A 26,390-nucleotide genomic window follows, 5' to 3' on the forward strand; every position below is an offset into this window, starting at 1 on the left:
TGTTTATCTTGTCAATTGTATTATATAGTAAGCTTCTTTAATTCTTTTCTTATTTGCATGAAAAAACCAAGACGATATATCTTGGCTTATTTTGATTCATAATATTTCACTAGGGCTTGAGTTCCATCGTTTTCTAGACCATCTGATGCAAGTGTTTCGTACATGTTACATACAGTGTTTAGCACTTCTAAATCAATATTTGCTAAACGAGCTTCATCACGTGCAATATTCATATCTTTAATGAAATGCTTAATATAAAAACCAGGGGCAAAATCTTGTTTCAATGCTTTTGGTCCATTGTTGTCAAGTTGCCAACTTTGCGCGCTTCCTTTTGTTATTGCCGCAAATACCTTTTCAGGATCAAGACCTTGCTTTTTCATGTAGGTAATTGTTTCAGCAACTCCACTAATAGCTCCAGCAATTGCGATTTGATTGCACATTTTACAGTGTTGACCTGCACCATGTGAGCCAATTAAGTTAATAGTTGCACCAAGTACATCAAAAATTGGATATGCTTTATCATAGTCTTCTTGATTTCCACCAACCATGATTGTTAGTTTTCCTGATTTTGCATACACATCACTACCAGAAACTGGAGCGTCAAGTACACCGTGTTTAGTTGTTGCATTTGCAATCTTTTTAGCTAGATCTGGTGAAGAAGTTGTCATATCAATTAAAATGGCTCCTTCTTTTGCATAATCTAAAATACCATCTTTAAAATATACTTCTTCTACATCACTAGGATATCCAACCATTGTAATAACGACATCACAATTCTCGACACATTCCTTAATTGTTTTAAACTTGAATGGCGTATCGATATCATCCATTCTTTCATACGTACGATTGTAGGTATGTACTTCATAACCGGCTTGTAATAAGTTAGTAATCATTGCTTTACCCATAACACCGGTTCCTATCCATGCTATTTTCATTTTATCCACCTCGTATTTATTATATGCTTGTTTTAATTAATTGAAAACGATAATTAAGTGATATTTGCTAAGTATATAATCGCAAACTCAGTGTTCGCAAAGTTGTTCTAGTACGCTTTTACGCAAATGTTATAATATTTATATCGATATTCTTTCGTTAAGTTTACGCAAAACCATAAATAAAAGACTTGAGATTTTTATATATAATGAAGTCAATCTTAATCGTGCACGTAATTAAGTGATTAAGGAAGGAAACGATAAATCGTTATATTTGGTAAGAAAAATGAAAATTGTAAATGGTTTTTCCGTAATAAACTATGCACAGGAGAGGAGACTCTTATTACCTGCTTTTAATACTACGAATTTAGAGACGACTATAGCAATCGTTCAAGGGTTAAATGATGCAAATTTACCAGGTTTAGTTCAAATATCATCAAATAACTTACAACTATCAAGTCCACAAGTTATTGCTGACATAACAAGATATGCATTAACAAATTCTAATGTACCAATTGGTTTACATTTAGATCATGGAAAAAGTTATGAAGATGTAAAAGCATGTGTTGATGCAGGTTTTACATCTATTATGATTGATGCTTCACATTTAGAATATGAGGAGAATATTAAGGAAGTTCGCAGGTGTACTGATTATTGTCATTTATATGGAATTCCTGTTGAAGCAGAATTAGGAGCAATTTCTGGAAAAGAGGATGATGATGTTAATGAAGCAGATTGTAAAACTGATCCAGAATTAGTGAAAGATTTTGTAGAGCGCTCAGGTTGTGATTTGCTTGCTGTTTCAGTAGGGAATGTTCATGGACTTGAAGCAACACCCAAAATAGATTTGCATTTGTTAGAAGAAATTGCAAAAGTTTCGCCGGTGCCATTAGTGTTGCATGGTGGGTCAGGGATTGATTTTGATGTAATTCGCAAAATGAAGCAATTTAATCTAATAAAAGTGAATTATGGTTCTGATTTACGCAAAGCATACATTCAAACGTTCGGTAAAGCTTATGAGTTAAATCATAACGAAGCAAATTTATTCGGATTAAGCACGAAAGCAACAAAAAACGTTCGAAATAAAGCAAAGGAGCTTGTTACGATTATTAATCAATAAAAAAGAGGGGTTGATTCCGTATGACACAAGAAATACTAACAAAACGACAACTAGATATTTTAAAGATATTCAAGCAACATCCTAATGAATATTTTTCAGCGAATGATTTTGTTAATACAATGAATGTTAGTCATCGAACAATACAAAACGACATGAAGCAACTGAAGAAGGAATTAGCTAAATTAGATTTTGCTACACTAGATTCAGCAACATCAAAGGGAACAAAATTAGTTGTACATGATCGTGATGCATTTGATGACTTCATTGATCATGCTGAGACAACGATTGATGGGAACTCATTAGCCTATCAACAAGGTCGAATTAATAAGTTGTTATTAAAGCTTTTACGTCAACGACAACCACTAAGTTTACAGGCATTGGCAGATTCTGTATTTGTTTCAAAGTCAACGATATTAAAGGATTTATAAGAAGTGTCGACCGTATTGTCAAGATATAGCTTGAAATTAATAAAAAAATCTCATTATGAAATATGGGTAAAAGGATTAGAAAAAGACAAACGAATGTGCTTGTTGGATAAGGACTTGTATTTTACTGGTACATTTGAACAAGATCGTTTAATTCTAGGTGATGAGCAGCGTATTAATACGATAAAAAAGGTACTTGTCGACGTTCTTGTTGATCAACAATATAAAATATCCGATGTGGAATTGCAGAATCTTATAATCCTAACAAATATCTCAGTAAAAAGAATTGCGCATGGTTTTTATTTAGAAGATGAGATCAATTCAATTATTGGAGATGATTTTGAGAAAGAAAAGATGATTGCTAGACAGTTTTTCGATATTCTCCAATCAAAATTTCAATTGGATGTTAGAGATGTGGAAGTCAATTACTTTGCTGTTACGCTTAATAGTAAAGGAGATCATGATAATCAAAGCTATATCACCAAGGAATTAAATGATTTTATATTTGATGCTTTGGTGACGATAAAAGAAGAATTCAATATTGATTTAATTGATAATGTAGATTTAAGGATATCTTTAGCATTACATTGTGTTCCATTAATTACAAGAATCAAATACGATCTACAGCTGAAAAATGAATTATTGTTTCATATAAAGCAAATGTCACCACTTGCCTTTGAAATTGGGACATATTTCGGATATCTTTTACAGAAAAAATACAACAAACGTATTAATGATGATGAAATAGCTTTTTTCGCAATTTACTTTAATAGTGGTTTATTGAATGTAGAAAAGACAAAAGAGGTGAATAGTGTACTTGTAATTTCCTCGGTAAAAAGAAGTGAATCTTTTCTACTTGAACAAGTACTTCGTCAATGGTTTCCAAACGATGTAGGGAAAATTGATTTTCTAACAATGCATGAATTTTCCGAGGTTCATCTTGATTTATATAATATTATACTCACGACTGAGAAGAATGAATTATATGAAAAAGGAGTGGCTTTATATATCAGTTCATTTCCGAATAAAAGAGATTATTATCGATTGAAAGTTTACATAGAAGGGTTCAAAAGCATTGACGATGTAACGGAGATGTTTAAAGAGGAACTGTTTATAAAAGGTAAATTCACATCAAGACACGAAATCCTAGAAGTTATGAGTAAACGCGCTGAACATGAGTTTGATATTGAAAACTTATATGAGGAGGTCATGATTCGTGAGGAATTAGGTAGCACTTTTTTTGGAAATTATGTTGCGATACCACATCCGATGCATGCGGTGTCTAATGATTCATTTATTAGTGTTGCTTTATTAGATAAGCCAATAGAGTGGGATGAAGATAAAAATTTAGTCAGAATGGTATTGCTTGTGTGCGTTGAAAAGAATAATGCGCAAGCCTTCAAAATATGGAGTTATGTATCACGAATGATTTCTGATCGCACATTTTTAGATGGAGTAATAAGCGAGTTAAGTTATGACAATTTCATTAATGTACTACAAAAATCATTACGTGATTGGTTTAGTGAATTGCGCTAACTATACGAAATAAAATAAAAATAAGAGAAGAAAATAATGTGGTAGGTTATAAGCAGGTTAGAAACTATATGTAAGCGCTTAACAAGTTTATAACTTACGAAAGGAGAAATGAATGAAGTTTATTTTGGTATCACATGGTTCTTTTGCAAAGGGACTGGTAGAGAGTTCACAAATGATTGCTGGGCAACAAGAGAATCTAGTGTCCTTTGGATTGTATCCAGAAGATGACATCAATGACCTAAAAAATAAAATCGAGACAGAGTTTTTAAAATCAGAAATGGATAATATCGTATTTTTTACTGACTTGTTTCATGGAAGTCCATTTAATGCAGTAGTTTCACTTATGGGTAAATACGATATATATCACATAACAGGTATGAATCTTCCACTTATTCTAGAAGCGTTAATGGCAAGAATGAATGAAGATATAACGCCAGCAGAATTGTGCAAGTCTTTACTTGCAAATGCAAATAATACAATCATTGATGTAAAGGAATGTTTAAAGGAGGCAAACTAGATGAGAAATATAGTATTAGCTAGAGTTGATGATCGACTCATACATGGAGAAGTTGTATCGGTATGGACACCAAGCTTAAGTGTTAATTGTATTATCGTAATTGATGATATTGTAGCAAAGGATATGTTTAATACACGTGTGTTAAAGGCTTTAGCTCCATCGGGTGTGAAAATCGAAATTTATTCTGTTTCAGATGGAGTAGATGCACTTAAAGCAGAAGGGAATAGCAAAGAACGTGTAATGATTCTTACTAAAACACCAATTGTTTTTGATAAACTTCATGACCAAGGAGTTGAGTTAAAAGAAGTAAATCTTGGGGGAATGGGAATTCGAAATGAACGAAAACCTTTTATTAAAAACGTTGCATGTGATGATTCAGAAATTGAGTCTATCCGCAATTTAACAAATAAAGGAGTACATGTTTATTACCAACTTGTTCCTGAGCAAAAAGTTATTGAAGTAACAAGTTATATTTAAAAACAGAGAGGATATATTATGTCAATTATACAAGCTATTTTATGTGGTGTCGTATACTATTTTGCAATTGGTAATTTACCATTTGTTGGGTTATGGTCACTACAAAGACCACTCGTATGTGGTTTTGTCACTGGGATTATCTTAGGTGATCCATTGACTGGAGCCATGGTTGGTGGAACTATTAACTTAGTGTATTTAGGGTTTATGTCAGCTGGAGGAAGTATGCCAGCAGATATGGCGCTCGCAGGTATTTTAGGTGTTGCTTTTGCAATTACTGGAAATCTAGATGCTGAGACAGCTCTAGCGTTATCTGTGCCAATTGGAATTTTAGGAACAATTGTTTGGTATTTACGAATGACGTTTGATTCAATCTTCGTACATATCGCAGATCGATATATAGAAAATGAGGAATATCATAAAATTTGGCGTGCAAATGTATTGTTCCCACAATTGTTTGCAGCAGTAATTACAATTATTCCATGTACATTAGCAGCATATTTTGGTGCGTCATACATTAGTGGATTCATCGAGTTAATGAGCGGAACAATTTTGACTGTCTTTAAAATAATTGGTGGATTGATGCCTGCTTTAGGTATTGGAATTACTTTGCAATACATTTTTAAAGGTGAGGCAAGAGTCTTCTTATTCTTAGGATTTGTACTAGCCGTATACTCTGGATTAGGATTATTACCACTAGGTGTAATTGCTGGGTTAGTAGCAGTTGTATACGTACAATTAAGTGATAGAGAAAGGGTGAGTGAATAATATGGCTGATGAAAAAAACAAGTTGTTATCAAAAAAGGATTTATTAAAGTCATTTCTAATTTGGGAAACCTTTCCACAATGCTGTTATAACTATGAAAGAATGATGGGACAATCTGTCGCTCATGTGTTTGCACCACTTATTAAGAAGTTTTATAAAAATGAACCAGAAAAACGTAAAGAAGTTATGAAACGTGAAATTGAATTCTTTAATGTTCATATTGAATTTGGTTCTTGTATCATTGGGATGGCAATCGCCATGGAAGAACAAAAAGCTTTGGGAGGAGATATTCCTGGAGAATTTATTACAAGCATAAAGACTTCACTTATGGGTCCACTTGCAGGAGTAGGTGATACTATTTGGCAAGGAGTAGTAATTCCTATCTTATTGTCTATTTGTATTGATATTACATTAGGGGGAACTGTTGCAGGTGCAATTATTTATGCAGTTGCCATTATTGTGGGAGCATATGCACTAAGTTATGCAAACTTCATGTTCGGATATCGCTCAGGAAGTGAAGCAATAATGGATTTCCTTGAAAAAGGAACACTGAAAAAGATACTTAAGGGTGCAGAAGTAATGGGTTGTCTTGTAATGGGTGGATTGATTGCGAACTATGTTTCGATGCAAACAGGTATAGAAATTGTAAGTTCAACATCAACGTTTAATTTACAAACACAGTTTTTCGACACATTAATGCCAAAAATTTTACCGTTTGGGTTTACATTATTTGTTTATTGGTTATTAAAGAAACGAGTTTCTTCACTAAAAATTATTGGAATTATCATATTGATTGCAATCGTTGGTGGTGTTACGGGAATTCTTGCATAAAGTAAATAATTAAAATACAGATGTAATTATTTACATCTGTATTGTTTTTAGGAGGAAAAGATGAAAGCGTTAGTATTAGATAAAGCATATAACTATAAAGTAAAAGATGTTGAGTTACCTATATTACAAGATGATGAGGTATTGATAGAAGTAAAAGCAAGTGGAATATGTACAAATGATCTTCGAGATTATAAGGGAGGTAGTATTTATTCACTCCCTCGAATTGGAGGGCATGAGTATAGTGGTGTAATTCATAGTGTTGGATCTAAAGTCAATAAAAAAAGATTTGCCATAGGAAAAAGAGCAGTTGCTTACATTATACCTGCTTGTGGAGAGTGTTACTTTTGTAAAAGAAATGAAGAAAACCTATGTGAAGATGTTCCAAGTAGCAAGACATTTCAAAATGAAGGTGGGATTTCAGGTTTTGGTGGATTTGCTGAATATGTGGCAGTTAAAGCAAGAGATGTTTATATTTATGAAAATGAAGTACCTTTTGAAATAATGGCAATGACTGAGCCACTAGCGTGTGTTATCAGCAGTGTGAATAAATGTAATGTTCAATTTGGTGATGATGTAGTTATCATCGGTGGTGGTTATATGGGATTGCTGCATCTACTTGTTGCACAACGAAAGGGAGCCCGTGTGTTTTTAAGTGAGCCTGATGAGTCAAGACGAAAACTAGCCATTTCTTATGGATGTACCGCTGCTTTTGACCCTACAAAATATGATGTAGTTGATGAAGTGAAAAAACTAACTGACGGACGAGGTGCAGAAGTAGTTTTTGATACAACTTCGATTGCCAAAGTTGCACAACAAGCTATCGAGATGACATGTCCAGGAGGACGATGTATGTTGTTTAGTTCAATTCATCCAAATACACCAATAGCACTTGATGCAGGGCGAGTTCATTCAAAAGAAATTGAAATACTTGGATCAGTAAGTCCGACTGTTCCTACATTTAATCAAGCGGTATTAATGTTAGACAAAAAAATCATAGATCCTGAATTTTTAATTCATAAAGTGTTACCTTTTACTGATGTGGATTTAGCATTTCAAGAGGCACTAAAACCAGACACATTTAAGGTTATTATGAAGTTTAATAGTTAAGTATGTATTATTTAGGTATAGATGCAGGCACTTCATCAATGAAGTGTATGATTATTAATAATAAAAAAGAAATACTTTACGAAAATAGTTGTAGTTATGAATACAATCATCCAACAGAAGGATACAAAGAAATTCATCCAAAGAAGTATCTCGAAGCTCTAAAGAAAATGATTCTAGAAATCCCAAATACAATTAACCTTATTGAAATTGAGTCAATTTGCATCACTGGTCAAATGCATACTACAGTATTCCTTGATGAAGTTGGTAATTCAATTCGACCAGCTATTTTGTGGAATGATACACGTATGAAAAATAAGGTTCAATTGTTGAAGGAAGAATTATCAGATAATGTGCAAACACAGTTTATATCTAAAAGCATTTCAACTGGATGTATGGCAACTTCACTTTTATGGGTTAAAGAAAATGAACCAAATAACTATAAACAAATATCGAAAGTATGTAGTGTCAAAGATTATTTAACATATCAACTTACAGGTCGATTTTGTACTGATTTCTGTGATGCATCAACAAGTTCACTATATGATATAAGCAACAAGTGTTACTCTTCATATATGCTAAACAAATTAGAAATAAGTGAAGACAAACTATGTGAAGTATATCCAAGCGGATATGAAGTTGGAACATTAACTCAGGAATGGATTAGTGAATTTAAAATAAATCGTTATGCAAAAGTAAGAGTTGGTACTGGGGATAATCCAGCAAGTGCAATTGCATGCGATATAATTAAAAATAAAGAGCCATTACTGTCTTTTGGTACTTCAGGAGTAATTATTGTGCCTAGAGATGATAAAGAGTTTTGTGGAAAAGGAAAAAATGTATTATTTTCAAAAGATGGTAAACGATTTAGCAATATTGTACAAGGATCATTGCAAGCCGCAGGAGCAACACATTTATGGTGGGTAAAACGTATTATTCAATCTAATGACCTTTCCATTGATCAAGATATAATCTCAGATGATAGAATTGGAAAAAACACAGTAAGATTTTTTCCGTATATGAATGGGGATAAAACTGTTTATGCAGATCCAAATTTAAGGGGAAGTTTTATTGGTTTAGATCTTAATACAAAACGTTCTGATATGTTACTAGCTATATTTGAGGGAATATCACACGCTACACGATTGCTAATTCATGAAGTTTTACAAGGCAATATGCCTAAACGAATAAAAGTTAATGGTGGTGGTTCTAAAAGTGATGTTTGGATGCAAGTTCTTTCACATGTCTTAAATTGTGAAATAGAAGTATATTGTGGTGCAACCAGTCCATGTTATGGTGCTTGCTTAATTGCGTGGGAACATGATCATAATGTTGTTGACAAAGAAGAGAGAATTCTATCAAAGAAGTTTTTTCCAAATAGTAAAATTGCCAAATTATATGACAAGCAATTTGATGCATTCTTACATATGTACAATATAATGAAGCAATTTGATAAGGAATGAAAGGTACGTTATGAAAGTAACATGTGAATTTTGTCGAGAACAATTGAAGTTTAGAAAGTTTCGATTCAAAGATGGTTATGCATGTAAAAAGTGTTATGCGATTTTAACAAATCAATTTAAGACAACCATTCGAAATAGAAGTAAAACTGAACTTTACAGTATTTACGCTTCTAATAAAAATCAATCTTACGATCCATTCAAAGAGTTTAATGTAACAAAAAAGATTGGAAATTATATCTTAATTGATGAAGATAAACAAAGGTTTTGTGTTCCCAATAATATTAATGTTGTTAAATCAAGTGAGAAACCTGAATTGTATGACATTAATCACTGTCATTCGTTTTCAATCGAAACGAAACCAAAGAGTAATCTTTTTGAATTAGAGAAACAGATGAAAGAAAAATCGAGTAAAATTATTAATGAAATTGCAGTAATATTCGAGTTTGAGAATCAATTACGCAAAATAATTATATTGAATAATTCCGTTAGAATAAGCAGTTTTGCATTCAAAAAAACATTTGATTTTGCAAAAAAGATAAAAAAAGAATTGGATGATTTAAAAAACTTAACTTGTAAATAATTTTGTGTAATGTCTGACATTACATGATAAAAAATCTAATAATGAAACGAACGCCACTTATCAATCACTGTGAGTGGTGTTCGTTTATACTAGAAAATCATCTAGAAATGCTAATTTAGAATTTGCTTGCATTCTGTTAGTGACCACGATGTTTTGCTTTTTTCTTTTGTTGGCGAAGTTTGAACTGTTGTTGTTTTTGCTCTTGTTTTTGCACTTTCTTTGTGTGCTTTTTCTCTTGTATACGCGCTTCTTGTTGTGCCTTTAGTGCTTGTTGTGCTTTTGTTGTAATTCCTTTTTCTTGCATTTGTTTTTTGACTAAACGTTGCATTCGTTTTGGATTTACTTTTCTTGATGTATGATTAGTTGCTTGTACTTGCGGACTAAAAGATAAAGTATACCAGTGTTCAAATAGATAGGTATATACTTCATAATCCTTTGGTTCTTTTCCAAATGTTATTTTGCACACTTCTAAGTCACCATCAATAACACGTTCATAAATTCCAACCCAATAGGGAGCATCAAATACTACTATAAAAGTACTTTGTGTTTTTTGCATATAAAAACCTCCTTGTTTTTTCAACACAAAGAATGGACAGCCAAGGAGGCAGGTTACTGACAAATTAGGTTGCACCCGGACTACCAGCCGGGTCGTGTTTCTATCTTTGTTGCTACATAAATTGTATCGTATGTATACAGTAAAATCAATGTATCGTATGTCATATAAGTAGACAAATTTTAGAATTATTCTTATAATTTTTTATAAACATTTCCCTTTTATTCATTTACATTTCACAATGATTTGGGATAGTAACTATGGAGGTCGATGATGGAAAATTTTAATAATGATGAATTCAATAAAGACAATTCAAATGTAGAAGGAAATAATGAAATGTCTCATACAGAAAACACAAATAACGAAGTAAATCGTAATGCGAATAATGAACACAATGTGAGTGGATTTTCATATCAGCCACATCAAGATGATCAGTTTAATCGATATACATGGAATGCAGAAAGTGGAAATGGTAATGCAAATCACACGCAATATACAGAAAGCCAAGTTCCACCACAAAAACCAAAACGTTCTATTTTACGTTATGTTGTAATTGGTTTAGCTATTTTTGCATTAGCAACAGGTGGTGCTTTTGCTGGAGTCAATATTGCAAATCACTTCGATGAAAGTAAAGATTCGGGAATCACACTTGTAAAAGCAGAAAACACATCGAAGAATGAAACCGATCGAACGAAGGTAATTGAGAAAGCAAGTAGTAGTGTTGTAGAAATTACCACTGAAGTTGTATCTAGACACCCATTCTATGGTAACTATGTTACTGAAGGTGCTGGTTCAGGAGTAATCTTAAGTGAAGATGGATACATTGTGACAAACTATCACGTTATTAGTGGAGCAAGTTCATGTAAAGTAAGACTTAGTGATGGAAAAGAGTATGATGCAACCTATGTCGGTGGCTCAGAAACAGATGATATCGCGGTTGTGAAAATCGATGCAAAAGATTTAAATCCAGTTGTATTAGGTGACAGTGATAAACTGGTTACTGGAGAAGATGTTCTAGCAATTGGAAATCCATTAGGTGAACTTGGTGGAACAGTGACTGAAGGGATTTTAAGTTCTACTTCACGTACGATGAATGTTGATGGTGTAGAAATGGAATTACTACAAACAAGTGCTGCGATTAACCCAGGAAACTCTGGTGGTGGGTTATTCAATGCGAAAGGTGAATTGATTGGAATTGTAACGCTTAAAAAAGCTGGGGATGAAATCGAAGGACTTGGGTTTGCAATCCCTGTAAATAAAGTTGTTGAAACTATCGATAAAGTAGTTGACTCTAGTCAGTTCTAATGATATTATAAACAAGGTTTAATTCTAGGTTTTTGGATACTCCAACCACTTACTTGGAACTGAACGACCATAAGAAAATAGGAGGTAATAAAATGTTATTAAAAGCAGAAAAACAAGCAATCATGAAAGAATATGCAACGAAAGAAGGAGATACAGGTTCTCCAGAAGTTCAAATTGCAGTATTAACTGAAGAAATCAACCGTTTAACGGTTCACATGAAAGAACACAAACATGACTTTCACTCACAACGTGGACTTATGCAAAAAGTTGGTAGACGTCGTAATTTACTTAAATACTTAAAAAACAAAGACTTACAACGTTACACTACATTGATTGGACGTTTAGGATTACGTAAATAATTCATTTAAAGCTGGAATTCGTTCCAGTTTTTTTGTTTTTATTTGAAAAATTGGTACTGTGATATGATAAAAGAAAGTGTGAGGATAGCTATATGAATCAGAAAAAAATATATCCACGTTCAAATGATAAACAAACAGTATACTTAAATCGCGTCATTACAAATCCAAACATAGAAATTGGTGACTTCACAATTTACAATGATTTTGTTAATGATCCAAAAGATTTTGAAAATCGCAATGTATTGTACCAATACCCAATCAATCATGATCAACTTAAAATAGGGAAGTTTTGTTCCATCGCGTGTGGAGCCAAATTTATATTCAATAGTGCCAATCATAGTCTCAATTCATTATCGACCTATACATTTCCAATCTTCTTTGAAGAATGGGATTTAGATGTTAAGGATATAACAAACGCTTGGGACCATAAGGGTGACATTGTTATTGGTAATGATGTGTGGATTGGTTATGAGGCAATCATTATGTCTGGAGTGCATATAGGAGATATTACAAAGTTATAAATATAGATAACTGAAAAAAAGGGAAAGATTATGAAATCAAACATACAAATTAAAGAAGAACGAATAACGGCTATAGAATACATTGATTTTCTTAAACGAACAAACTTAGGTTCACAGTATCCAAAAGAACGTTTTGAAAAGAGAATTGAAACACTTGTTAATCAAGCAGATATAAGCCTAGTTGCTAGAAATGAGAAACAACTAATTGTAGGTGTTCTGTTTGGGTTGACAGACTATGCATATTGGTTATTTATCACAGATTTAGGGGTAGATCGCAACTATGAAAAGCAAGGAATTGGAAAGCGATTGATGCAACAAGCGCATGAACTTGCTGGTTCAAAAGATGATATTTCTATCTATCTAGTGGCAAATCAAGATGCAATACCATTCTATGAAAAATTTGGAATGAAGAAATCTGAAGATGTGATGGAATTTAGTCAAGTACAGTGGACAAGTTTTACAGTTGAATAGGAGAACCGTATATGCAACAACAAATTGAAAAACTCTACAGTAAAGATACAAAGGTAGCTTATGCAACATTATTAGAGTTAGAATTGGAATGTGCGAAATCGGATGCGTTGTATCCATATTTTGATACGTTTTTGGAAATGTTAGATGATTCGAATACCTATATTCGTATTCGTGGTTTTCGTTTATTGTGTCATCTTGCAGCATGGGATAAAGAAGACAAAATCAATAGAAATATTGCTAAGATTTTAAGTGCATTAGATGATGAAAAAGGAACTGCTGTACGTCAATGTCTTGCACATATAAATCAAATCTTGCTTTATAAAGATGAACTACATGAAGAAGTCGAATGTAAATTAAAACAAATGGATCTATCAAAGTATAAAGATACGCTTCGACCATTGATTCAAAAAGACATTGATACAATATTAAAGGGAATTTAGGAGACAAATGATATGTTAGAACTACGACAACTCACAGATAATGATGTAAGGTTAGTTGAAAAGTGGTTACAAAATGAGCATGTAAAAAAGTGGTATGATATTCCACACTTAGGAGTAAGTATTGATGACTGGATGCATGAAATCCATGAAAGAGATACTACATATAACTGGATTACTTACTTTATTTTGAGCTATCAAAACAAACCCATTGGATTTTGCCAATACTATGCATGCATTGATAGTAAAGATGAAGATTTTGGATCTCTAGATACAAGTCATGCTTATGGGATTGACTACTTTATAGGTGAAGAAGATTTTCTTGGTAAAGGGTTTGGAAAACAAATGATCCAAGTGCTTACCAAGTATATATTCACGCATACAAATGCAGAAGTGATAACTGCTGACATTGATACAAATAATACTGCTTCCATGCATGTACTTACGGCATGTGGTTTTGACTTACTTGATGTTGGTGGTAGTCGCTACGTTAAACAAAAGTAGATGGTAATATAAATACTTTCTCAGGAATCCTTCTTGAGGAAGTTTTTTTGTGGATATGACTTTTCTACTTGTTTCACGATGACAACGAAATAGAAAGTGATGTATATTTGCATTCCGTGGCTAATACCTTCCATTTTTGTTTTGTTTGCTATGAATTTATGATATTATTAGTTCATATTGAAAGAAGAGGTAATAGACATGGCGAAAGAAGTATTTCGTTTAGATTTCCGCGGTCGGGGGATCGTGGTAGAAACTGGTGAGTTAGCCAAACAAGCTGGTGGATCTGTCTTAGTTAGATATGGTGATACAGTTGTATTATCAGCAGCTACTGCAAGTTCACAAGCAAAAATGGATTTAGACTTTTTCCCACTTACGGTAACGTATGAAGAAAAGTTGTATTCAGTAGGGAAAATCCCTGGTGGATTCTTAAGACGTGAAGGACGTCCATCTGAAAAAGCGACATTAACTGCGCGTATGATTGACAGACCGATCCGTCCATTATTTGCGGATGGTTTCCGTAATGAAGTACAAGTAGTAAATACAGTACTTTCAGTTGACCAAGAAGCATGTGCAGATATGACTGCAATGTTAGGAGCATCTTTATCTTTATGTGTAAGTGATATTCCATTCAATGGGCCAATTGCTGGAGTTAACGTTGGTTATATCGATGGTGAATACATCATTAACCCAACACCGGAACAACAAGAAGTTTCATTAATTGACCTTGCTGTTGCAGGGACAAAATATGCAGTTAACATGGTTGAAGCAGGTGCAAAAGAAGTAACTGAAGAAGAAATGTTAGAAGCGATTATGTTTGGACATGAAGCAATTAAAGAACTAGTTGCATTCCAAGAAGAAATTATTGCGAAAGTTGGAAAAGAAAAACGCGAAATTGAATTATATGTAGTTGATGAAGCAGTCAATGCATTAGTTCGTGAAAAATATGAAGCAGAATTACGTGCTGCTGTATCGATTGAAAAGAAACTTGAACGTTATGGAAAAATCGATGAAATTACTGCTGAAGCAGTTGCAATGATTGAAGCACAAGAATTCGAAAACGACAGTGAAAAAGCAAAAGCTGCAAAACAAGCAAAACAAATTTGCCATAGTATTGAAGCAGATGAAGTACGTCGTTTAATTATTGAAGACAAAGTACGTCCAGATGGTCGTCAAATTACAGAACTACGTAAATTGGATTCGCAAATCGATTTACTACCTAGAGTTCACGGAAGTGCAGTCTTCACACGTGGAGAAACACAAGTATTAAGTGTTACGACTTTAGGAGCACTTAATGATGAACAAATTATCGATGACTTAAGTGAAGTAGATCGTAAACGTTTCATGCACCACTACAACTTCCCTCCATACTCAGTAGGGGAAACAGGAAGAATGGGTGCACCTGGACGTCGTGAAATTGGTCACGGTGCATTAGGTGAACGTGCCTTACTTCAAGTATTACCAAGTGTTGATGAATTCCCATATGCAATTCGTGTAGTTGCTGAAGTATTAGAATCAAATGGTTCATCATCACAAGCATCAATTTGTGCAGGTACAATGTCATTGATGGCAGCAGGGGTACCAATTAAAGCACCAGTTGCTGGTATCGCGATGGGTCTAATCATGGATGAAGACAACGAAAAATATACAGTATTAACCGATATTCAAGGTATGGAAGACCACTTTGGAGATATGGACTTTAAGGTTGCTGGAACACCTAAAGGAATTACAGCTCTTCAAATGGACATCAAAGTTACTGGTATTACAAGAGATATCTTTAAAGAAGCACTTGCACAAGCTGGTATCGCAAGAGCACAAATCTTAGAAAACATGATGGCAACAATTTCTGAAGTTCGTCCAGAAGTTTCTAAATATGCTCCAAAAACACACATCATGTACATCAATGTAGATAAAATCAAAGATGTTATCGGACCTGGTGGGAAAATGATTAACGAAATCATCGAAGCTTGTGACAATGTAAAAATTGACATTGAGGATGATGGTCGTGTAATTATTTATCACTCAGATCAAAATGCAATCAATAAAGCTGCACAAATGATTATGGATATCACAAAAGAAGCAAAAGTTGGTGACATCTATGATGCTAAAGTTGTTCGTATTGAAAAATTTGGTGCATTTGTGAACCTATTTGGTAAAGTTGATGGATTGCTTCACGTATCAAAAATCAAACACGAACGAGTGGAAGATGTAAATAAGGTACTTAAACTTGGTGATACAATCAAAGTTAAAGTTACTGAAATTGATGACCGTGGTCGTATTAATGTTTCAGCAAAAGCACTTATCGAACGTCCAAAACGTGAAGAAGTAAAAAAAGAAGTGAAAGAAGCTAAAACAGAAGAAAGTACTGAATCAACGGAAGTAAAATAAGCGATGAAAAATCAAAAGTTTAATATTCTATTTTTGATTTCTAGTGTTTGTTTCTTGCTTTGTTCAGTCTTGATGTTGTTATCTGATAGTATGGTACTAGCCATTTGCTATTTTGTGATTTCACTTTCGATGGGAACTATCTATCAAGCAAATGCAAAAAAAGCGAAAGAGACAAATAACACGGATAAGAAATAAGTAAAAGAACGTCCATAACAGGATGTTCTTTTTATGAGTGCTTTAACTGTGATTAACTTGAGAAGCACGTAGACAACGTGTATAATTACATGGAACATATAAGATAAAGGTGAATTATGATTTTTGAAGAAATAACAACTACGGAGTTTGATGCATTTGCTAGAAAACATCCGTTACATAATTTTATGCAAACTTCACAAATGGGTGAAGTTGGAAAAGTAAGTGGGCAAGTCTCTTACTATGTTGGAATTCGTGAACATGGTGAACTCATTGGTGCTTGTCGATTGGCTGGAATAAAAAACCGTTTTGGTCAGTATTTTTTTAGTGCATTTCGTGGACCATTACTCGATTACAACGATAAGGAAGTTCTTTCATTTTTTACAACTGAAGTGAAGAAATTTCTAAAATCAAAAAAGGGTTATGAATTGGATATTAATCCAGGAATCATTCATAAAGAACGTGATATTAATGGAGATGTTGTGGAAGGTGGAGTTGATAATTCAAAGGTAGTACCACTACTTGAAAGTTTAGGTTATCAACACGAAGGATTTATTACGGAATACGATTATTCACGACAAGTACGTTGGATGTTTGTACTTGATTTAGAAGGTAAAAGTGAAACCGAAGTATTCAAAGCGATGAAACAAAACCATCGAAATATCATCAAGAAAACAGAAAAGTTCTTTATTGAAATTAAAGAAGTTGGATATGACGATTTAGCTGAATACAAACGAATCACTGAAGAAACAAGTGATCGTCGTGGATTTGAAGACAAACCACTTGCTTACTACCAAGAAATGTATCGTCAATTTCATGATAATGGAGAAGTGAAATTCTTAATTGCATATTTAAATGTTGATAAGTATATTGAAAGCCTACAAACTTCACTTGCTCGTGAATCGCAAAAATATGAGAACTCAAAAGCGAAGAATCCGGATTCAGGAAAAACAAAAGAGTTGGGAATTACGGTTAATAGTTTAGAGAAACGTTTGAATGAAGCGCAAGAGTTGTGTAAAGATGGACATTATATTCCATTATCAGCTGCAATGTTTGTTTTGTTTGAAGATGAAATAACATACATGTTTAGTGGAAGTTATGAAAAATACATGAATTTTTACGCACAATATGCGATTCAATGGTATGTAATCAAACATGGTATTGCTGGTGGATTCAAACGTTACAATTTCTATGGAATCTCTGGTAACTTTGATAAAAGTGACCCGGATTATGGAGTGTATGAATTCAAGAAAGGATTCCAAGGATATGTCTTAGAATATCTTGGAGATTTTGTTCTTCCGATATCGTACTATCACACAGTAAATAAACTGATTCAAAAAATTAAAAAGTAAGTATCTATAAGTTACATTAAACATCATCTTTGTCTGTGTGCATCGGTGATGTTTTTTTATTGTAAACGTGGATAAAATATGAAAATTATTCAAATTAGATAGGTGCATCATGTACCATAAATTGTTTATATGTGTTAAACTATTAGTCGAGGTGAACACTATGGATTTTTATACAATAATGAATGAATATAAAGAGGCATTTCTTAGTGATTTAAAAGGACTAATTGCAATTCCATCATTGGAGGATTTTAGTACTGCAAAAGAACATGCACCTTTTGGTACGGAAGTTAGAAACGCATTGGATTATATGCTTGATTTAGGTCGTAAAGAAGGATTTGTCGTAAAAGATTTAGACGGATATGCTGGTACGATTGAATATGGAGAAGGTAAAGAAAGTATCGGGGTACTTGGTCATTTAGATATCGTTCCTTTTGGTGAAGGTTGGACAAATGCACCAACAGATATGGTAGAAAGAGATGGGTATATTCTTGGTCGTGGAGTACTTGATGACAAAGGACCTACAATGGCTGCCTTTTATGCACTAAAAGCATTAAAAGATCATAATATTAAATTGGACAAGAAAATCATTTTAATTTTAGGTACAAACGAAGAAACTGGAATGAAGTGTATGGATTACTATGCAAAGCATGGTGAAATTCCAACATGTGGATTTACACCAGATGCGGACTTCCCAGTTATATATGGAGAAAAAGGACACATCAATCCAGTATTGGTAAGCGACAAAACAACAGTGATTAAGAAACTGGTTGCTGGAGAACGTCCAAACATCGTTATTGGTAAAGCACAAGCAACATTACCAAAATTAACAGATAAACAAAAAGATGAATTTCATTACTATTTACAAGTTGAAAAATTAACTGGTCAAATTATTGATGCCGGTGAAGATGACATTATTGAAATTGAAGGAAAATACTTCCATGCAGCAATGGCATATAATGGAGTGAATGCTGCAGTACATATCTTAAATTATGTAGGTGCAAGTTTTCATGATGAACTAGCTGCTAGTTTTGCCAATATATTGATGGACTGGAAAGGTACTGGTTTAGGTATTGCAATGGAAGGTGCATACATGGGCTTTTTAACTATGAATGTTGGAATTGTTTCAATTGAAAATAACCACAGTGAAATCACATTGGATATTCGTTATCCAAATGATACAACTGGTAAGGAATTAGAACAACGAATTATTGATAGCTTACCAGCAAGTATTACATGTAAACCTGTAGAAGATAGCAAACCTTTATTTGTGGATCCAAACAGTACAATTGTAAAAACACTAATGCATGCATATCAAGCATATACAAAAGATTTGTTCTCACCAGCAAAAACGATTGGTGGAGGAACTTATGCACGTAAGTTTGAAAACTTTGTGGCATTTGGTCCAGAATTCCCAGATCGTGAAACACCAAATTTCTTTGTTGGTGGACCACACGAGAAAGATGAAGGAATCAAAGTAAATGATTTATTAAAAGCAGGTGCAATCTATGCACAAGCCTTACAAGATCTAGCAAAGGAAGACTCGCATGCGGATGCGTAAATTGAAATGGGCAGCTGACTTTATTGCAAATAGTGAAGTCAATGTCCACAATCCTGAAATATACCAAGGAAAGTGGCGAGAGTTATTAAACCGTGATTGTATCCACGTGGAAATTGGAACAGGAAAAGGTGACTACTGGATTGGTATGGCAAATTTATATCCAGAACTTGGTTGGATTGGAATCGAAAAACAAGAAAGTGTAGCTGCTTTAGCATTGCGTAAAAAAGATACACTGGAACAACAAACTCGATTTATTCATGGTGATGCTGCAAATATTGATCAGTGGTTTGCCAAAAAAGAAATTGATGTCATTCATTTGAATTTCTCAGATCCATGGCCAAAGAATCGTAATAAGAAACGTCGTTTAAGCAATGAACGCTTTCTTGATAAATACCATCAAATCTTAAGTGATGATGGCCAAATTATTATGAAAACAGATAATCGTAGTTTGTTTGAGTATTCGATTATTGAATTCCAAAACTTTGGCTTCAAGCTTGAAGAGATTTATTTGGATTTTCGTAGTGAACAACATGATGAAGATATCATCAGTGAATATGAAAGAAAGTTTATGGAAAAAGGTCCGATTTATCGTGCCGTATGGGTAAAAGGAGGAAAGTAAGATGGCTTTAAAAGAAGGAATGCAAATTCTTGAATCTGTAGAACAGTTTGAAGAATTATATAAAAAAGAAGGTGTTGTAGTTTTTACATTCAGTGCTGACTGGTGTCCAGACTGTCGCTTTATTGAACCATTTATGCCAAAGTTGGTAGAGAAATATAGTGACTATGATTTCGTTTATGTAGATCGTGACAAATTTATTGATTTGGCAATCGGTTTACAAATTATGGGAATCCCATCATTTGTAGCGATTAAGAACGGAAAAGAAGAAGCGCGTTTTGTTTCTAAACTACGCAAAAGTGAAAAAGAAATTGATGATTTCTTAGGAGCGTTAAGATGATCGCAAGAGTATTCTATAATGCAAAAGCATTTCCAGGAGTTGTGCTTGTTATCTTACATGATGAAGAAGTAATTTCTACAATTAAAAGTAAGAATGTCACAAAACTTCTAGGTAAAGATGAAAAGCTGCTTGGTTACAATATTGAAGTTGATCACTTTGAATCCGATCAAGATGGATATCAAAAGATGACATACGATTTACTACGTTTTGTAAATGGTAGCTTACATGATGCTTTTGATGAAGAAATCATTCATGATTTCAATCCATACATTGTGGTTGGACGCGTACTTGCATGTGATGATCACCCAGATAGTGATCATTTACACGTATGTCAAGTCGATGTTGGAAAAGAAGTTGTTCAAATCGTATGCGGTGCTGCCAACGTAAAAGCAAATATAAACGTTGTTGCATGTCTACCAAATGCTGTCCTTCCAGATGGCAAATTCATCACAAAAGGTAAACTTCGTGGTATAAAAAGTGATGGAATGTTAGCAAGTGCCTATGAGTTAGGATTGATAGAAGAGAAGAAAAAGGGTATATTAATACTAGAAGATGAAGCTAAGGTCGGCGAACCTTTCTTCAAGTAGGAGCTAGCATATGTCAATTTTTGATAAAATTAAAGATGTACTTTTCACAGAAGAAACGGATGTAGAGGAAACTTTAATTCGTGATGAAGATGAAGGGGAATTCATCGAAGAAGAAAAAGAGGTAAAGGTACAAAAACCAAAACCGAAACCATTACCAAAACCAAAACCACGTTATGAAGATGTTGAGGCAATTACTGAGGACATTGAACGAATTCGTGAACCAGAAAGTAAGTTAGAAAACATTTTTGATATTAAAGCAGATGAGGTAAAAAAAGAAGAACCATCAATTACGAAACGTTTGCAACCAAAAATTGCAAAGGATTTTGAAATTCCTCAAGTGATTTCACCAATTACAGGTGTTACTACAGAGAAAATTGATGAAGAAGCTGAATTTGTTGCATCGAAACCACGTCGTACGAAAGATTCTTTAGGTACTGTGATTTCGCCATTTTATGGAGAAGTGGAATTAGAAGAATTCCATCAACAAGCACAAGTAGAACTTGCTGTGAATCAAATGCAAAGCGATGATGTTGAAGAAGAAGAAATCGAAAATATTTCGCTTGATCAAATTGTTGCTTCACCATATGAACAAGAAGAGGAAATGGTTCAGTTCTCACTTTTTGGTGATGATGCACCAATTCGTGACTTACAAGAAGAAGAGCAAGAACAAACACAAGAAGATACAGAAGATAATGAGGATCTTCCATTTTAGAAAGAAGGAAACTTTATGATTCATTTTATCGGTATTAAAGGGTCTGGTATGGCTTCTTTAGCTTGTATTTTAAAAGACATGGGTGAAGAAGTTACTGGCTCTGATATTGAAAAATTTATCTTTACGGAAACAAAACTAAAGGAACATCAGATTCCTTTTTTCGCGTTTTCGAAAGAAAATATTAAAGATAACATGACAGTTATCATTGGAAATTCTTTTGATGACTCTCATGAAGAAGTGCAAGCTGCAAAAGCAAATCCAACAGTTACAACCTATCGATATGTCGAGTACTTAGGAAAATTAGTTGATGAATATCATTCGATTTGTGTTGCAGGTACGCATGGGAAAACAACAACAACTGGTATGCTTGCCCATGTTTTCGAACAAGTACAACCAACTGGATACTTGATCGGTGATGGAACCGGATATATGCCAAAAGATGCTAAGACATTTATTTTAGAATCTTGCGAGTATATGCGTAATTTCTTAAATTACCATCCAGATTATGCGATTATTTTGAATGTGGAACTTGATCATGTCGATTATTATAAAGATATGGATGACTATGTTTTAGCATTTGAACAATTTAGTCAAAATATAAAAAAAGGACTTGCCATTTTTGGTGATGAAGCAAGTTCACGAAATTTAAAAGTTGATGTAAATCACATGTACTATGGACTACATGAAGATAATGATGTATATGCAAAAGATGTAGTGGAAGATGCAGATGGTGTTTCCTTTACTTGTATGGTAAATGGTGAACATTTCCATGATTTCAAACTACCGTTCTATGGTGTGCATTTACTTTATAATGCACTTGGTGTGATTAGTATTGGAGTTATGAATGGACTTGATGGGGATACACTTGAGAAAGGATTGCAAAGTTTTGCAGGAGTGGATCGCCGCTTTATCGTTGAAGAAGTAAATGATAATGTCTATATTGATGATTATGCGCATCATCCTACAGCAATTAAGATGACAATTGATGCTGCGAAACAAAAATATCCAGATAAGAAGATCGTTGCAATTTTTCAACCAGATCGATATTCACGAATTGAATATTTCTTAGATGATTTTTCTGATGCATTCAAAAAAGCAGATGCCATATATTTATGTCCTTTTCCAGAAAATGCAAAAAGAGAAGAAGGAATTACAGTTACAAATGAATCATTTTTAGCACATGTTAAACAAGCAAAAGCATGCGATATGTCAGAGGATGCAATCCGTGAACTTGATGCACATAAACCAGCAGTTTATGTATTTATGAGTAGCAAAGATATTTACAAGTTTAAAGACCGTTTGAAAAGTTTTCAAAACGTTTGAAAATGCTTTCAAAATGATATAGAATACCTTATAGGAGGAATGTAATATGGGAAGTGACCAATTTATCGAAATGCTAAGCCAAGTTTCAAGCAAATTGATTCCTGTGGCAGTATTGATATTGATTATTTTCTTAATCGTATGTGTTAAGAATGTAATCGAGTCTTTAAAAACACTAAACAAAACATTAACAACAACGGAAGCGCAGGTGAAGAAACTCGATCGACCCTTACAAACGGTTGGAGATATCTCGGACACCGTCGACCGTTTCCATATCAAAACACGCGATACGATTGATGCCGGTCTTGATGCGGCGAAAGAAGGTTTCAGCGCTGTTAAGGAAAAAGCGAAAGGCGTGAAGGTAAAACCTAGACACGCTAAATCAACTTCAGATCAAACTACAGTTGAAGTAGAGGAGGTCATTATCAATGAAGAATGAGGAATTTAACGAGTTTGAAAATCAAACGAAATATGACATTATTCGTTTAGAAGATGAGCATAAAGATGACTCAAAAAAGAAGGAAATTATTGATAATCTTTCACAAGAATTAGAAAAAGTATTTAACAAAACAAAAGAAAAAGTAAAAGATGTTAAAGATTCTGAACAAACACAAGAATTTTTTGAAAAAGCAAAAGAACAAGTTGAAAAGATGGTTGAAGCTACTAAAAAAGCGCTTGAAGACTTCAAAGAAGACGATCGAGTTCAAGATGTTCTAAAGAAATTAAATAATACATTTGATGACGTTGTAGAGTCGATTTCTAAAAATGAGACTGTACAAAAAGTCGGACAAAGCGTGAATGATTTTATGGCACGTGACGATGTTCAAGAAAAGATTGAAACTGCAAAAGATGCAACAATTGATTTTACCCAAAAAGTTGCTGATGGAGTGAAAAATCTATTAAAGAAGAAAGGGTAATGAAAGGTAGTAACGATACATGAAAAGAATTACAATTTACGATGTTGCAAAAGAAGCAGACGTATCCTTAGCTACGGTGTCTCGTGTTATTAACGGCTCAGAAGTGGTACGTGAAGACACACGTCTAAAAGTTCAAGAAGCAATTGAGAAACTAGGATACAAGCCAAATGCGATTGCGCAAGGTCTTGCTTTACAAAAGACAACAACGATTGCCTTTGTGATTCCAGAAGCAAGTTTCTTCTATACTGGACAAATTATTAATGGGTTAATTGATGTTGCAAAATTATATAACTACAACATGGTATTACATACGACAACTGAAGGAATTTCAGCAACAAGTGATATCATTGAAACCATTATTAAATCACGAGTTGATGGAGTGGTGATTTTTAATGACAAGTTAAATAACGACGATATTGCAACACTAACAAACTATGATGTTCCAATTGTTGTTATTGGAAACCGTATTTCTAACAACAATATTTGCTCGGTATATGTTGATTATGAAGCACTGATTTATGATTATGCTTCACAATTATATGAATCAGGAATTCGCAATATGGCTTTAGTTGAAGACCGTAAAAATCCTGCGATGATTGAAGAATTATACAAAGGATTAAAACGTGTATATGAAGAACACGGTGAAGTGTTTGAAAACTATATTACGATTCCAAAAGAATACCGCTCATCATATGAGTACTTAAAAGAATACTTCAACAACAATACACATGAATTTGTGTTCACATACCGTGATTCACAAGCGATGGCTGTGTTAAACGTTGCCAAAGAAGTAGGAATTGATATTCCAAATGATATGCAACTTGTTTGTGTATTAGATAGTAAATATAACGTAATGGCACGTCCACAAATTTCAGGATTCAAAATTCCTGACTATGATTTAGGTGCAGTGTCAATGCGAATTATGACAAAAATGTTGCAAGATGATGAACATGACAGTTATAATAGAGAAACGGAGTTAAGCTATGTGTTTACTCCAAGACAAACAACAAAATAAACGTGTAGATTAGACAAGAACCTAATAATGAAGCAATAGAGAAGTGGCGGTTGGTGCAAGCCATGCAAAAGAATTGGGAAATACACCTATGAGCGTTTACGCAACTCAGCGTTAAGGAGTTAAGTGCATAAGTTTACTTATGAACTAAGGTGGTACCGCGTTTATAACGTCCTTAGATGAGGGCGTTTTTTTATTTTGAGGAGATATGAGATGAAATTATTTGAAGAATTACAATGGCGTGGACTTATCAATGATATAAGTTCTCCAGAAATTGAAGACATGTTAAACAACAAGAGTATTACATTTTACATTGGAACAGATCCAACAGGAGATTCCTTACATATTGGACACTACTCTAGTTTTCTAATCGCAAAACGTTTGAAAGATGCAGGACATCACCCAATTTTATTAGTTGGTGGAGGGACAGGACTTATTGGGGATCCAAAACCTAATACCGAACGTCCGATGATTACCAAAGAACAATTGGATCATAACTACCGTAAACTACGCAAACAAGTAGAAGATATCTTTGGTTTTGAAGTTGTGAATAATTATGACTGGATGAAAGATTTAAACTTCATTGATTATCTTCGTGATTATGGAAAATACTTTAACTTGAACTATATGCTAGCTAAAGAAACTGTAAAATCAAGAATGGATATTGGTATTACATATACAGAATTTTCTTACATGATTTTACAAGCGTTAGATTTCTTACACTTATTTGATAACAAAAATACAGTATTGCAAGTTGGTGGACAAGACCAATGGGGAAACATTACTGCAGGAATTGAATTGATCCGTAAAAAGACAGGTAAAGAAGCCTTTGGGTTTACAATGCCGCTAATCACGAAAGCAGATGGTACAAAATTTGGAAAAAGTGAAGGAAAAGCAATTTGGTTAGATAAAAACCAAACATCTTCATATGAACTTTACCAATTCTTAGTTAATGCAGAAGATGAAAAAGTAATTGACTACTTAAAGAAATTAACGTTCTTAGATCGTCCAACCATTGAAGCATTAGAAGAAAAAGTAAAAACAGAACCATTCAAACGTGAAGCACAAAAAGTACTTGCTAAAGAAGTAGTTACATACTTACACGGAGAAGATGAATACGATAAGGCATTACGTATTACGAATGCACTATTTAAAGGAAATATTCAAGATCTTGATAAAAATGAACTTGCTGATGCAATTCGTGGATTTGATACAATTCAAGTTAAAGAAGGAATGGATATTGTCAATTGTTTAGTAGAAAGCAATATTGCATCTAGTAAACGTGAAGCACGTGAATTTGTTAGTGGAAATTCAATTGCGATTAACGGAATTAAAGTGACAGATGTAGAATACAATGTAAATAAAGAACAATGTATTATCAATAACTACACAATTGTAAAAAAAGGAAAACGTAATTACTACGTATTAGAGCTTATCTAACAAATGGCGTACAGCAATGTACGTCTTTTCTTTTCTGAAGTTTTCGTGAACAAAGACAATA

At 33.6% G+C, this 26,390-nt stretch carries 31 protein-coding genes, 1 pseudogene and 1 other annotated feature; of the genes and pseudogenes, 29 read left to right on the forward strand and 3 right to left on the reverse strand.

Annotated features, from left to right (window positions below; translation table 11 throughout):
* Positions 1 to 86: 86 nt before the first annotated feature.
* Both EDD63_RS11790 and EDD63_RS11795 read right to left on the reverse strand, forming a co-directional pair.
* A complete protein-coding gene (locus tag EDD63_RS11790) occupies positions 87 to 506 on the reverse strand; it encodes an NAD(P)-dependent oxidoreductase (RefSeq protein ID WP_481748721.1) in 420 nt (139 codons plus the stop codon).
* Positions 480 to 953, reverse strand: a pseudogene (locus EDD63_RS11795) (NAD(P)-dependent oxidoreductase); the annotation flags it as partial. The pseudogene EDD63_RS11795 and the gene EDD63_RS11790, both read right to left, overlap by 27 nt.
* Positions 954 to 1,218: 265 nt before the next feature.
* Here EDD63_RS11795 and EDD63_RS02145 point away from each other — a divergent pair.
* From EDD63_RS02145 to EDD63_RS02190, 10 genes are all read left to right on the forward strand, one after another.
* Positions 1,219 to 2,052, forward strand: a complete 834-nt coding sequence (locus EDD63_RS02145; RefSeq protein ID WP_134168021.1) for a class II aldolase — start codon at positions 1,219 to 1,221, stop codon at positions 2,050 to 2,052.
* Positions 2,053 to 2,072: 20 nt separating this feature from the next.
* A complete protein-coding gene (locus tag EDD63_RS02150; protein WP_134168023.1) occupies positions 2,073 to 2,480 on the forward strand; it encodes an HTH domain-containing protein in 408 nt (135 codons plus the stop codon).
* A 30-nt stretch (positions 2,481 to 2,510) separates the two neighbouring features.
* Positions 2,511 to 4,013, forward strand: coding sequence for a BglG family transcription antiterminator (locus EDD63_RS02155; protein WP_134168025.1), 1,503 nt, complete (start codon positions 2,511 to 2,513; stop codon positions 4,011 to 4,013).
* Positions 4,014 to 4,125: 112 nt separating this feature from the next.
* A complete protein-coding gene (locus tag EDD63_RS02160; protein WP_134168027.1) occupies positions 4,126 to 4,530 on the forward strand; it encodes a PTS sugar transporter subunit IIA in 405 nt (134 codons plus the stop codon).
* The gene (locus EDD63_RS02165; protein WP_134168029.1) at positions 4,531 to 5,007 is read left to right on the forward strand and encodes a PTS sugar transporter subunit IIB; all 477 of its coding nucleotides are present in this window, start codon (positions 4,531 to 4,533) and stop codon (positions 5,005 to 5,007) included. It begins immediately after the preceding gene.
* Between the two features lie 18 nt (positions 5,008 to 5,025).
* Positions 5,026 to 5,772 carry a PTS mannose/fructose/sorbose/N-acetylgalactosamine transporter subunit IIC gene (locus tag EDD63_RS02170; protein ID WP_134168032.1) on the forward strand — a complete coding sequence of 249 codons (747 nt, stop codon included), beginning with the start codon at positions 5,026 to 5,028 and terminating at the stop codon, positions 5,770 to 5,772.
* A 1-nt stretch (position 5,773) separates the two neighbouring features.
* Complete coding sequence (locus EDD63_RS02175; protein ID WP_134168033.1) at positions 5,774 to 6,601, forward strand: PTS system mannose/fructose/sorbose family transporter subunit IID; 828 nt, start codon at positions 5,774 to 5,776, stop codon at positions 6,599 to 6,601.
* A gap of 60 nt (positions 6,602 to 6,661) precedes the next feature.
* The gene (locus EDD63_RS02180; protein WP_134168035.1) at positions 6,662 to 7,708 is read left to right on the forward strand and encodes a zinc-dependent alcohol dehydrogenase; all 1,047 of its coding nucleotides are present in this window, start codon (positions 6,662 to 6,664) and stop codon (positions 7,706 to 7,708) included.
* A 2-nt stretch (positions 7,709 to 7,710) separates the two neighbouring features.
* Positions 7,711 to 9,168 carry a xylulokinase gene (locus EDD63_RS02185; protein WP_134168037.1) on the forward strand — a complete coding sequence of 486 codons (1,458 nt, stop codon included), beginning with the start codon at positions 7,711 to 7,713 and terminating at the stop codon, positions 9,166 to 9,168.
* Positions 9,169 to 9,178: 10 nt separating this feature from the next.
* Positions 9,179 to 9,748 (forward strand): hypothetical protein, encoded by a 570-nt coding sequence (locus tag EDD63_RS02190; protein WP_134168039.1) that lies wholly within the window; start codon positions 9,179 to 9,181, stop codon positions 9,746 to 9,748.
* Positions 9,749 to 9,884: 136 nt separating this feature from the next.
* Here the strand turns inward: EDD63_RS02190 and EDD63_RS02195 are convergent, their stop codons facing one another.
* The gene (locus EDD63_RS02195; RefSeq protein WP_134168042.1) at positions 9,885 to 10,304 is read right to left on the reverse strand and encodes a YjdF family protein; all 420 of its coding nucleotides are present in this window, start codon (positions 10,302 to 10,304) and stop codon (positions 9,885 to 9,887) included.
* Between the two features lie 270 nt (positions 10,305 to 10,574).
* Here EDD63_RS02195 and EDD63_RS02200 point away from each other — a divergent pair, with 270 nt between their 5' ends.
* The 19 genes from EDD63_RS02200 (at position 10,575) to tyrS (ending at position 26,329) form a co-directional block, all read left to right on the forward strand.
* Positions 10,575 to 11,606, forward strand: a complete 1,032-nt coding sequence (locus EDD63_RS02200) for a S1C family serine protease (RefSeq protein ID WP_243833723.1) — start codon at positions 10,575 to 10,577, stop codon at positions 11,604 to 11,606.
* Positions 11,607 to 11,698: 92 nt separating this feature from the next.
* On the forward strand, positions 11,699 to 11,965 hold the full coding sequence (gene rpsO, locus EDD63_RS02205; protein WP_134168043.1) for a 30S ribosomal protein S15: 267 nt from the start codon (positions 11,699 to 11,701) through the stop codon (positions 11,963 to 11,965).
* A 92-nt stretch (positions 11,966 to 12,057) separates the two neighbouring features.
* A complete protein-coding gene (locus EDD63_RS02210) occupies positions 12,058 to 12,486 on the forward strand; it encodes an LbetaH domain-containing protein (RefSeq protein WP_208318287.1) in 429 nt (142 codons plus the stop codon).
* A 30-nt stretch (positions 12,487 to 12,516) separates the two neighbouring features.
* Positions 12,517 to 12,957 carry a GNAT family N-acetyltransferase gene (locus EDD63_RS02215; protein ID WP_134168045.1) on the forward strand — a complete coding sequence of 147 codons (441 nt, stop codon included), beginning with the start codon at positions 12,517 to 12,519 and terminating at the stop codon, positions 12,955 to 12,957.
* An 11-nt stretch (positions 12,958 to 12,968) separates the two neighbouring features.
* Positions 12,969 to 13,397: a SufBD protein gene (locus EDD63_RS02220; RefSeq protein ID WP_134168047.1), complete on the forward strand. Its 429-nt coding sequence runs from the start codon at positions 12,969 to 12,971 to the stop codon at positions 13,395 to 13,397.
* 12 nt (positions 13,398 to 13,409) lie between these two features.
* The gene (locus EDD63_RS02225; RefSeq protein ID WP_134168049.1) at positions 13,410 to 13,898 is read left to right on the forward strand and encodes a GNAT family N-acetyltransferase; all 489 of its coding nucleotides are present in this window, start codon (positions 13,410 to 13,412) and stop codon (positions 13,896 to 13,898) included.
* Positions 13,899 to 14,096: 198 nt separating this feature from the next.
* Positions 14,097 to 16,283, forward strand: coding sequence for a polyribonucleotide nucleotidyltransferase (pnp, locus tag EDD63_RS02230; protein WP_134168051.1), 2,187 nt, complete (start codon positions 14,097 to 14,099; stop codon positions 16,281 to 16,283).
* 3 nt (positions 16,284 to 16,286) lie between these two features.
* Entirely contained in the window at positions 16,287 to 16,478 is a 192-nt protein-coding gene (locus EDD63_RS02235) for a hypothetical protein (RefSeq protein ID WP_134168053.1), read from the forward strand.
* Positions 16,479 to 16,594: 116 nt separating this feature from the next.
* On the forward strand, positions 16,595 to 17,827 hold the full coding sequence (locus EDD63_RS02240) for a peptidoglycan bridge formation glycyltransferase FemA/FemB family protein (RefSeq protein ID WP_134168055.1): 1,233 nt from the start codon (positions 16,595 to 16,597) through the stop codon (positions 17,825 to 17,827).
* Between the two features lie 160 nt (positions 17,828 to 17,987).
* Entirely contained in the window at positions 17,988 to 19,385 is a 1,398-nt protein-coding gene (gene pepV / locus EDD63_RS02245; protein WP_134168057.1) for a dipeptidase PepV, read from the forward strand.
* Positions 19,378 to 20,004 carry a tRNA (guanosine(46)-N7)-methyltransferase TrmB gene (gene trmB, locus EDD63_RS02250; protein ID WP_424945037.1) on the forward strand — a complete coding sequence of 209 codons (627 nt, stop codon included), beginning with the start codon at positions 19,378 to 19,380 and terminating at the stop codon, positions 20,002 to 20,004. Before pepV ends, trmB begins: the two co-directional genes overlap by 8 nt.
* A gap of 1 nt (position 20,005) precedes the next feature.
* Entirely contained in the window at positions 20,006 to 20,341 is a 336-nt protein-coding gene (locus EDD63_RS02255) for a thioredoxin family protein (protein WP_341768190.1), read from the forward strand.
* Positions 20,338 to 20,928, forward strand: coding sequence for a YtpR family tRNA-binding protein (gene ytpR, locus EDD63_RS02260; protein ID WP_134168062.1), 591 nt, complete (start codon positions 20,338 to 20,340; stop codon positions 20,926 to 20,928). Before EDD63_RS02255 ends, ytpR begins: the two co-directional genes overlap by 4 nt.
* Before the next feature lie 10 nt (positions 20,929 to 20,938).
* Positions 20,939 to 21,640 (forward strand): hypothetical protein, encoded by a 702-nt coding sequence (locus EDD63_RS02265; RefSeq protein WP_134168064.1) that lies wholly within the window; start codon positions 20,939 to 20,941, stop codon positions 21,638 to 21,640.
* Between the two features lie 15 nt (positions 21,641 to 21,655).
* Positions 21,656 to 22,963: a UDP-N-acetylmuramate--L-alanine ligase gene (gene murC, locus EDD63_RS02270; RefSeq protein ID WP_134168066.1), complete on the forward strand. Its 1,308-nt coding sequence runs from the start codon at positions 21,656 to 21,658 to the stop codon at positions 22,961 to 22,963.
* A 46-nt stretch (positions 22,964 to 23,009) separates the two neighbouring features.
* Positions 23,010 to 23,399, forward strand: coding sequence for a hypothetical protein (locus tag EDD63_RS02275; RefSeq protein ID WP_134168068.1), 390 nt, complete (start codon positions 23,010 to 23,012; stop codon positions 23,397 to 23,399).
* Positions 23,389 to 23,877 carry a hypothetical protein gene (locus EDD63_RS02280; protein WP_134168070.1) on the forward strand — a complete coding sequence of 163 codons (489 nt, stop codon included), beginning with the start codon at positions 23,389 to 23,391 and terminating at the stop codon, positions 23,875 to 23,877. The genes EDD63_RS02275 and EDD63_RS02280 overlap by 11 nt, the downstream gene beginning before the upstream one ends.
* 19 nt (positions 23,878 to 23,896) lie before the next feature.
* On the forward strand, positions 23,897 to 24,892 hold the full coding sequence (locus tag EDD63_RS02285) for a LacI family DNA-binding transcriptional regulator (RefSeq protein WP_134168072.1): 996 nt from the start codon (positions 23,897 to 23,899) through the stop codon (positions 24,890 to 24,892).
* Positions 24,889 to 25,069 (forward strand) — a binding site (T-box leader). (Overlaps the previous gene by 4 nt.)
* A 33-nt stretch (positions 25,070 to 25,102) precedes the next feature.
* Positions 25,103 to 26,329, forward strand: a complete 1,227-nt coding sequence (gene tyrS / locus EDD63_RS02290) for a tyrosine--tRNA ligase (RefSeq protein WP_134168074.1) — start codon at positions 25,103 to 25,105, stop codon at positions 26,327 to 26,329.
* Positions 26,330 to 26,390: the final 61 nt, after the last annotated feature.

This window comes from Breznakia blatticola, from assembly GCF_004365815.1.
Classification (GTDB): domain Bacteria; phylum Bacillota_I; class Bacilli_A; order Erysipelotrichales; family Erysipelotrichaceae; genus Breznakia; species Breznakia blatticola.

What these genes read in the sequence shown, in the direction of transcription:
- EDD63_RS02145 (WP_134168021.1), top strand. Translation starts at nt 1,219, where the DNA reads ATGAAAATTGTAAATGGTTTTTCCGTAATAAACTATGCACAGGAGAGG.
- EDD63_RS02150 (WP_134168023.1), top strand. Translation starts at nt 2,073, where the DNA reads ATGACACAAGAAATACTAACAAAACGACAACTAGATATTTTAAAGATA.
- EDD63_RS02160 (WP_134168027.1), top strand. Translation starts at nt 4,126, where the DNA reads ATGAAGTTTATTTTGGTATCACATGGTTCTTTTGCAAAGGGACTGGTA.
- EDD63_RS02165 (WP_134168029.1), top strand. Translation starts at nt 4,531, where the DNA reads ATGAGAAATATAGTATTAGCTAGAGTTGATGATCGACTCATACATGGA.
- EDD63_RS02170 (WP_134168032.1), top strand. Translation starts at nt 5,026, where the DNA reads ATGTCAATTATACAAGCTATTTTATGTGGTGTCGTATACTATTTTGCA.
- EDD63_RS02175 (WP_134168033.1), top strand. Translation starts at nt 5,774, where the DNA reads ATGGCTGATGAAAAAAACAAGTTGTTATCAAAAAAGGATTTATTAAAG.
- EDD63_RS02180 (WP_134168035.1), top strand. Translation starts at nt 6,662, where the DNA reads ATGAAAGCGTTAGTATTAGATAAAGCATATAACTATAAAGTAAAAGAT.
- EDD63_RS02185 (WP_134168037.1), top strand. Translation starts at nt 7,711, where the DNA reads ATGTATTATTTAGGTATAGATGCAGGCACTTCATCAATGAAGTGTATG.
- EDD63_RS02190 (WP_134168039.1), top strand. Translation starts at nt 9,179, where the DNA reads ATGAAAGTAACATGTGAATTTTGTCGAGAACAATTGAAGTTTAGAAAG.
- EDD63_RS02195 (WP_134168042.1), bottom strand. Translation starts at nt 10,304, where the DNA reads ATGCAAAAAACACAAAGTACTTTTATAGTAGTATTTGATGCTCCCTAT.
- EDD63_RS02200 (WP_243833723.1), top strand. Translation starts at nt 10,575, where the DNA reads ATGGAAAATTTTAATAATGATGAATTCAATAAAGACAATTCAAATGTA.
- rpsO (WP_134168043.1), top strand. Translation starts at nt 11,699, where the DNA reads ATGTTATTAAAAGCAGAAAAACAAGCAATCATGAAAGAATATGCAACG.
- EDD63_RS02210 (WP_208318287.1), top strand. Translation starts at nt 12,058, where the DNA reads ATGAATCAGAAAAAAATATATCCACGTTCAAATGATAAACAAACAGTA.
- EDD63_RS02215 (WP_134168045.1), top strand. Translation starts at nt 12,517, where the DNA reads ATGAAATCAAACATACAAATTAAAGAAGAACGAATAACGGCTATAGAA.
- EDD63_RS02220 (WP_134168047.1), top strand. Translation starts at nt 12,969, where the DNA reads ATGCAACAACAAATTGAAAAACTCTACAGTAAAGATACAAAGGTAGCT.
- EDD63_RS02225 (WP_134168049.1), top strand. Translation starts at nt 13,410, where the DNA reads ATGTTAGAACTACGACAACTCACAGATAATGATGTAAGGTTAGTTGAA.
- pnp (WP_134168051.1), top strand. Translation starts at nt 14,097, where the DNA reads ATGGCGAAAGAAGTATTTCGTTTAGATTTCCGCGGTCGGGGGATCGTG.
- EDD63_RS02235 (WP_134168053.1), top strand. Translation starts at nt 16,287, where the DNA reads ATGAAAAATCAAAAGTTTAATATTCTATTTTTGATTTCTAGTGTTTGT.
- EDD63_RS02240 (WP_134168055.1), top strand. Translation starts at nt 16,595, where the DNA reads ATGATTTTTGAAGAAATAACAACTACGGAGTTTGATGCATTTGCTAGA.
- pepV (WP_134168057.1), top strand. Translation starts at nt 17,988, where the DNA reads ATGGATTTTTATACAATAATGAATGAATATAAAGAGGCATTTCTTAGT.
- trmB (WP_424945037.1), top strand. Translation starts at nt 19,378, where the DNA reads ATGCGTAAATTGAAATGGGCAGCTGACTTTATTGCAAATAGTGAAGTC.
- EDD63_RS02255 (WP_341768190.1), top strand. Translation starts at nt 20,006, where the DNA reads ATGGCTTTAAAAGAAGGAATGCAAATTCTTGAATCTGTAGAACAGTTT.
- ytpR (WP_134168062.1), top strand. Translation starts at nt 20,338, where the DNA reads ATGATCGCAAGAGTATTCTATAATGCAAAAGCATTTCCAGGAGTTGTG.
- EDD63_RS02265 (WP_134168064.1), top strand. Translation starts at nt 20,939, where the DNA reads ATGTCAATTTTTGATAAAATTAAAGATGTACTTTTCACAGAAGAAACG.
- murC (WP_134168066.1), top strand. Translation starts at nt 21,656, where the DNA reads ATGATTCATTTTATCGGTATTAAAGGGTCTGGTATGGCTTCTTTAGCT.
- EDD63_RS02275 (WP_134168068.1), top strand. Translation starts at nt 23,010, where the DNA reads ATGGGAAGTGACCAATTTATCGAAATGCTAAGCCAAGTTTCAAGCAAA.
- EDD63_RS02280 (WP_134168070.1), top strand. Translation starts at nt 23,389, where the DNA reads ATGAAGAATGAGGAATTTAACGAGTTTGAAAATCAAACGAAATATGAC.
- EDD63_RS02285 (WP_134168072.1), top strand. Translation starts at nt 23,897, where the DNA reads ATGAAAAGAATTACAATTTACGATGTTGCAAAAGAAGCAGACGTATCC.
- tyrS (WP_134168074.1), top strand. Translation starts at nt 25,103, where the DNA reads ATGAAATTATTTGAAGAATTACAATGGCGTGGACTTATCAATGATATA.